Raw genomic sequence first — 6,806 nt, 5'->3', positions numbered from 1 at the left:
GGGGCGGGGCCCCCCGGGCGCGGGCGCCCGGGGGGGGGGCCCCCCCCCGGGCGCCCGGCCCCCCCCGCCGGGCGCCCCGGCCCCCCCGCCGCCCCCCCCGCCGTGCCGTGGTCGGTGGGAACCCGGCGGGGCGGTGCGGACAGGTGGGGGTGTGGAGCTGTCACAGCGGGACCGGTTGAGGAATGGGGACCAGTGGGCGTTCGGGGAGCTGTTCGACGAGGCGGCGGATGACCTGTACCGGTACGCGGTGCGGGTGTCGGGGGACTGGGCGGTCGCGGAGGACGTCGTCCAGCTGACCTTCCTGGAGGCGTGGCGGCTGCGCCGCAAGCTCCGCGAGGGCGACGAGCCGGTGCGCCCGTGGCTGTTCGGGGTCGCCGCCAACGTGCTGCGCAACACGGCCCGCGCGGCCCGGCGGCACCGGGCCGCGATGGAGCGGCTGCCGCCCCGGGACGTGGTGCCGGACTTCGCGGACGAGCTGGTCGGGCGGCTGGACGACAGCGCCCAGCTGGCCGCCGCCCGGCGGGCGCTGGCCCGCTTGCGGAAGGCCGAGCGGGAGGTGTTCGGCCTGTGCGTCTGGGCCGGCCTGGACTACGCGAGCGCCGCCGAGGCCCTCGGACTGCCGATCGGCACAGTGCGTTCGCGGCTCTCGCGCGCTCGTACCAAGCTTCGCGCGCTGGCCGAGGAGGAGTTGAAGAACGGTCGGGAACTCCGTGCGGAGGTCGGACAGGTACGGGGTGGCCGCACCGATGCGGCCCGGTCGACACGGGAGACGAACCGATGAACGAGCACGAGCGTGCGGAGCTGGACCGGCTGCTGCCGGCGCCGGCGCGGCCCGAACTCTCCGCCGACCGCCACCGGCTGTTGAGGGGACATCTGATGAGTGAGATCCGGGAGACGAAGCCCGCGCGGGTCCGACGCGGGAAGTTCGGCTGGGTGGCGGTTCCGGCCCTGGCGGGCGGCCTGGCGCTGGCGATGGTGCTGAGCGGCGGGGGCGGCGACGGCAGCCCGAAGCAGGAGCAGCAGCAGGCCCAGGGCCGGACCACCGGCGGCACCACGCTGGACGCGGCCCCGGTCGCCGCCGTCCAGCTGCTGACCCAGGCCGCCGACACCGCGGCGGGCAAGCCCGACCCGAAGCCCGGCAAGAAGCAGTTCGTCTACGTGGAGAGCCTGGTCTCCTTCGTCGGCGTCAACCTGGCCACCGGCGAGTCGAGCGTCGAGAAGCCGCACCGCCGTCAGATCTGGCTCTCCGTGGACGGCAGCCAGTGGGGCGTGCTGAAGGAGGAGGGGAAGGGGAAGCTCTCCGACCCGGGCAGCCGCAAGCCCGGGGACACGCGCCCCGCGCCGCGCACCGACGGCGGCGAGTGGGTCGACCCGACCACCAAGCCCGCCCTGAACGGGCCGACGTACGAGTACCTGACCACGCTGCCGACCGACCCGGACGCGCTGCTGAAGAAGATCTACGCGGAGACCAAGGGCCAGGGCAGGACCCCTGACCAGGAGGCCTTCACGACCATCGGCGACCTGCTGCGCGAGCAGCTGGCGCCGCCGGCGGTCAGCGCCGCGCTCTACCGGGCGGCGGCGAAGATCCCCGGGGTCAGCGTGGTCGACGACTCGGTGGACGCGTCGGGCCGGCACGGCGTGGCGGTGGCGCACGTGGACGGCGGCGTCCGGAGTGAGTGGATCTTCGACCCGAAGACCCACGAGTTCCTCGGTGAGCGCCTGGTCGTCGTCGGCGAGGGCAGCGACCTGGGCAAGCCGGGCACGGTGGCCGGGCACTCGGCGGTACTGGGCCGCGCGGTCACCGACCAGCCCGGCGAGGAGCCGAAGCAGAAGAACGCCTGATCCTGATCGAACCGTGGGAAAGCTGTGGGGCCCGGTGGAAGCGGGCCCCACAGCCGTTTCGGTGTCCGACCCCCGGGTATCCGCCCCCGGTGCCCGGCGTGCCGGCGGGTCAGCGCCCGGCGGCCCGCTGGAGCGCGCTGGCGAGCAGCGCCAGGTCGGTCGGCCCGTTGCCCAGCTCGCGGACCGGCCGGCGGGCCGGCGGGGCCCCGAGCTGGAGCGGGTCTATGGCGACGACGGTCGGCCGCAGGGTCGCGGTGCGCGGGATGCGGCCGCTGATCCGGGCGGCCTGGAACGCGGTGACGCCCCCGTCGGGCAGCCGAAGGTAGCCGCGGCCGGGGGTGTCCTCGCCGAGCGCGGCGGCGTCACCGAGGTGGATCAGCAGGTCCGAGTCGGCGGGGTCGTCGGTGCGCAGGGCGATCCGGAGCAGCGCGGCCTCGTCGACCTCGGTGCCGGCGCTCTCCTCCGGGCGGCCGGTGGTGACGGCCAGGTGCACGCCGAGCGGGCCGCCGCGGCGGGCGACGGCGGCCAGCGCCCGGGCGAGCGGGCGGCCGGCCGGGGAGGTGGGGGCGAGCAGGGCGTCGTAGTCGTCCACCACGACGACCAGCCGGGCGGGCACCGGCGCGGCGGCGGGGGCCGGCCGGGGGGAGTCGCCGCTGCGCGGCTGGACGACCCGGGCGGCGGTCGTGGTGCCGGCCGCGCCGACGGTGACGGGCACCGGGACGGCCGGGCGGTCCGCGTCCTGCTCGTCGTCCGGGCCCCGCTCCCCGTCGAGGATGCGTGCCGCGTGCCAGGAGGCGAAGTCCAGCCCGTCGAAGAGCCGCTCGCGCAGGGCGAGCTCGTCCTCCAGGGACTCCGCGGCGAGCAGTGCGGCCCGCGGGTCGGTGGCGGCGTTCAGGTGGCCGGTGACGTGCGGCAGCTCGGTGCAGCCGTCCAGGCCGTCCTCCACCGCCCGGCCCTCGATGATCGTGACGGCCAGCCGTTCGGGCCGCTCGGAGACGGCGAGCGAGGCGACCAGCGTGCGCAGCAGCTCCGTCTTGCCGGAGCCGCGCCCGCCGCCGATGAGCAGGTGCGGGCCGCCCGGGTCGGGGGAGGGGAGGGTGAGCTCGGGGTCGGCCAGGTCGAGGGTGCAGAGCTCGTCCCGGGTGGTGCCGAGCAGGGCGGTGGCGGCGCCGATGCCGCCGGCGTGCGCGGCCCAGCGGGCGGAGAGCTTGGCGGGGGTGACGGTGTCGAGCTGGAGCAGGTCGAGCAGGCGCAGCGCGTCGGGAAGCGGGCCGCGGGCGGCCGGGACGGCCTCGCGCAGCGGGGCGAGGACGCGGGCCAGCCGTTCGGCCCAGGCGTCGGAGACGGCGTCCAGCGAGACCTCGTGCAGGGTCTCGCGGCCGCGGGCGACGGGCCGGTCGAGGGAGAGCTGGGTGCCGACCTCGCCGGTGATCAGGGCGGTGGCGCCGAGGCCGCGGGGCAGCAGTTCGGGCTGCTCGGCGAGGCAGACCGGGAAGATGCCGACGGCCGGGCCCTGGCGCAGCAGCAGGTCGAGCGCGTGCCGGGCGGCCTCGGTGGCCGGGCGGCCGTCGACCACGACGACGGTGGCGGGGTGGCCGCCGAGGCCGCTCGGGCCGCTGAGCCGGGCGGTGAGCTCGGTGAGGCGGGCGGTGGCCTGGTCGTCGTCCAGGCCGATCAGCAGCCGGCAGTCCTGGCCGTCGGTGGGGCGCAGGTGCGGCAGCCAGAGGGCCCAGGCCCAGGTGTCGGCGCGGTCCTGCGGGGGCCGGGCCGGGTCGGCGTCGACCACGACGAGGCTGAGGCCGGTGGGCGGGTGCAGGGCGGCGAGCTGGGCGACGACGGCGCGGGTGAGCGCGTCGAGGCGCTCGCGCGGGCCGCTGAGGCCGAGGCTCCCGGCGGTCTGGAGGTCGAGGGTGACCGGGACGGCGGGCAGCAGGGTGCCGGGGGAGGTGCCGGGGCCGCCGGGGCGGTCGGCGGTGCCGAGGCGCAGGGTGAGCGCGTCGGGGTGGCCGGGGCCGCGCTCCCAGAGCCGGGGGCCGGGGCCGAGGGCGTTGAGCAGGAGGGTGGCGAGGTCGGGCCAGCGCTCGCGCTGGGCGGCGGCCTGCCGGGTGCGGACGGCTGCGTGGTGGCGCTCGGCGCTCTCCTGGCCGGGCGGTTCGGCGGCGGCGCGGCCGAGCCTGAGCGAGAGCAGGCCGCGGGTGCGGCCGGCCGCGGGCTCGGGGGCGGCGGGCGGTTCGGCCACGGGCGGCGTGGGCCGGGCCGGGGCGGGCGGGGCGAGCTGGAGGTGGCCGTGGCCGTCGGGGAGCGCCGCGCGGGCGGGCGCCCCGGAGCCGTCCCGGAGATCCGGGGCCGCGACCTGGAGGGTGGACTCGCCGATCCGCAGCAGGCCGGCGCCGTCGAGCGGGACGGCCTCCTCGGCCGGGCCGGGCGGGACGATCCGGCCGTCCAGGGTGGTGCCGTTGGTGGAGCCGAGGTCGCGGACGGTGACCTGGCCGTCCTCGCCGAGGTGGAGGGCGAGGTGGAGCCGGGAGACGTCCGGGTCGTCGAGCGGGACGTCGGCCTCGCCGGAGCGGCCGACCCGGATCTCCCGGCCGTGCAGGCGGTGGACGCCGCCGGCGTCGGGGCCGCCGACCACCCGCAGCTCGGCTGCGGCCGCGCCGTCGTCGGGGTCGTCGGCGGTCGGGTCGGGCTCGTTGAGGCTGAGCACGGCGCCGTCGAGCAGCGGGGGGTGGCCGAGCAGGGTGTGCTCGTCCACCCGGTGCGCCCCGGCGTACAGGTGTACGTGGGTGGCGGCCCGTGGGCCGCGCACGCCCACGGCGCCCGCGAGGGCACCCGCGAGGGAGCCGAGCGCGGTGCCGACGGGAGCGGTGACCAGCACGTCCACGTAGGGGATGGCGGATCCGGCGGCTGCCGGGCCGCTGCGCGGTCGGAGGACGGTCAGCCGGATCTGCATCTCGCCCGCGGTCCCTTCTGCTGGTGGTGACGCCTGGTACCGACGCTTGTTGCCCGGGCCGTGCTGCCTGCCCGCCGGCGCCTGACGCCCTGCGGGCCGCCGCGACGGCATTGGGCCACAAGAGTGGCGAGTGTCATCCTGCCATCCGTCACCGACAGTCCGCGCGCGGTACAGGATTTGACGATCTTGCGATCATCGCCATGGTGGGGGCGACGGGGAGTCAGGTCAACCGAGGCGTCCCGGCCCCGGCCAGCGGCCTCCGGGAACCTCCCCGGGAGATGTCCCCCGGACCCGCGCCGAACCCCTCGCCGGTCGCCTCAAAATCGCGAACGGACACCGTTAGAGTGGCCGGAACACGGGCCCGGCAGGCTCACCGCACCGGCGGAGGAGCGCCCCGCGCGGGCGGCACGGCGAGGAGTGCGACAGGTGCGGCCAGTCGGCAGCAAGTATCTGCTTGAGGAGACCCTCGGACGGGGGGCCACCGGCACCGTCTGGCGCGGACGGGTGCGCGCGGACGTCGCGGTGCCCGGCAGCGAGCCCGGGCAGCCGGTCGCGATCAAGGTGCTGCGCGAGGAGCTGGCGGCCGACCCGGACGTGGTCATGCGCTTCCTGCGCGAGCGCTCGCTGCTGCTGCGGCTGACCCACCCCAACATCGTCAAGGTCCGCGACCTGGTCGTCGAGGGCGAGCTGCTGGCCCTGGTGATGGACCTCGTCGAGGGCCCCGACCTGGCCCGCTACCTGCGCGGCAACGGCCCGTTCAGCCCGATCGCCGGGGCGCTGCTGATGGCGCAGGTCGCCGACGCGCTGGCGGCCAGCCACGCCGACGGCGTCGTCCACCGTGACCTCAAGCCGGCCAACGTGCTGCTCGCCACCACCGTGGTGGACGGCACCGAGCAGATGCACCCGCTGCTGACCGACTTCGGCATCGCCCGGCTCGCCGACTCCCCGGGCATCACCCGCACCCACGAGTTCGTCGGCACCCCGGCCTACGTCGCGCCGGAGTCCGCCGAGGGGCGCCCGCAGACCTCCGCGGTGGACGTGTACGGCGCCGGGATCATGCTGTACGAGCTGGTCACCGGCCGACAGCCGTTCCAGGGCGATGGTCCGCTGGCGGTCCTCCAGGCGCACCTGGCGCAGGAGCCGCAGCGCCCGTCCACCATGCCCGACCCGCTCTGGACGGTGATCGAGCGCTGCCTGCGCAAGGACCCGGCGCAGCGCCCGAGCGCCGTCTCGCTGGCCCGCGCGCTGCGCGTGGTCGCCGCCGGGGTCGGCGTGCACGCCTCGCCGGCCGCGGTGGACGCGGCACTCGCGGTGGGCGCGCTGCTGCTGCCGGACCCGCAGCCGGCCGCGGTGCCGTCCGCGGTCCCCGGCGGTGCGCCCGCCGAGGACCGCACCCAGGTGCTTCCGTCCGGCCCGGCGGTCCAGCCCGGCCAGCAGTACGACCCGGCGGCCGCGACCGCGGTGATGGGCACCCAGCCGCCGCCCGCACCGTACGGCGCGGCGGACCGCACCCAGGTGATGCCGCCCACCGCCGTGCCGCCGGCCCCGGCCGGGCCGCCGCAGCCGGAGGCGCCGCACCCGTGGCAGACCCAGCTGCGGGCCGCCCGCGACCGCAACCAGCAGACCGAGATCGGCTACTTCGACCCGGAGGACTTCGAGGCCCCGCCGGTCGCCCCGCCGCCCTTCCAGGCCGGTCAGGGGGGCCAGGCGGGCGGCCGTCCGCCGGGCCCGCAGGGCTACCAGCCGCAGCAGGCGCCCCCGGGCGGGTACCGGCAGGCCCCGCCGCCCGGGTACGCCCAGCGCCCGCCGGTGGCCCCGCCGCCCTTCCAGGCCGGGCAGGGCGGCCGCCCGCAGCCGCCCGGCGGCTACAACCAGCCCCCGCAGAGCGGCCGGCCGCCGCAGGGCCACCAGGCCCCGCAGCCGTACGGCAGGCCGGGCCCCCAGCAGCCCCCGGCCGGACCGCCGCAGGGCTACCGGGCCGCGCCGCCGCAGCCCGCGCCGCGCCGGGCCGAGC

The 6,806-nt window shown here is 77.8% G+C and carries 4 protein-coding genes; 3 read left to right on the top strand and 1 reads right to left on the bottom strand.

Annotated features, from left to right (window positions below; translation table 11 throughout):
• Positions 1-151: 151 nt before the first annotated feature.
• Together ACFC1F_RS42255 and ACFC1F_RS42250 are read left to right on the top strand one after the other, a co-directional pair.
• Positions 152-781, top strand: coding sequence for an RNA polymerase sigma factor (locus tag ACFC1F_RS42255; protein WP_307853419.1), 630 nt, complete (start codon positions 152-154; stop codon positions 779-781).
• A complete protein-coding gene (locus ACFC1F_RS42250) occupies positions 778-1,842 on the top strand; it encodes a CU044_5270 family protein (protein WP_376167013.1) in 1,065 nt (354 codons plus the stop codon). The genes ACFC1F_RS42255 and ACFC1F_RS42250 overlap by 4 nt, the downstream gene beginning before the upstream one ends.
• A gap of 109 nt (positions 1,843-1,951) precedes the next feature.
• Here the strand turns inward: ACFC1F_RS42250 and ACFC1F_RS42245 are convergent, their stop codons facing one another.
• Positions 1,952-4,792 carry an FtsK/SpoIIIE domain-containing protein gene (locus tag ACFC1F_RS42245; RefSeq protein WP_376167010.1) on the bottom strand — a complete coding sequence of 947 codons (2,841 nt, stop codon included), beginning with the start codon at positions 4,790-4,792 and terminating at the stop codon, positions 1,952-1,954.
• 426 nt (positions 4,793-5,218) lie between these two features.
• On the opposite strand from ACFC1F_RS42245, the gene ACFC1F_RS42240 reads away from it, so the two are divergent.
• A partial coding sequence (locus tag ACFC1F_RS42240) for a protein kinase (protein WP_376167008.1) occupies positions 5,219-6,806 on the top strand: 1,588 nt, incomplete at its 3' end.

The sequence above is a fragment of the Kitasatospora sp. NPDC056181 genome (assembly GCF_042266225.1).
Lineage (GTDB): Bacteria > Actinomycetota > Actinomycetes > Streptomycetales > Streptomycetaceae > Kitasatospora.
The sequence above is the reverse complement of the archived record's forward strand: the minus strand, read 5'-3'. Positions and strand labels throughout refer to the sequence as shown.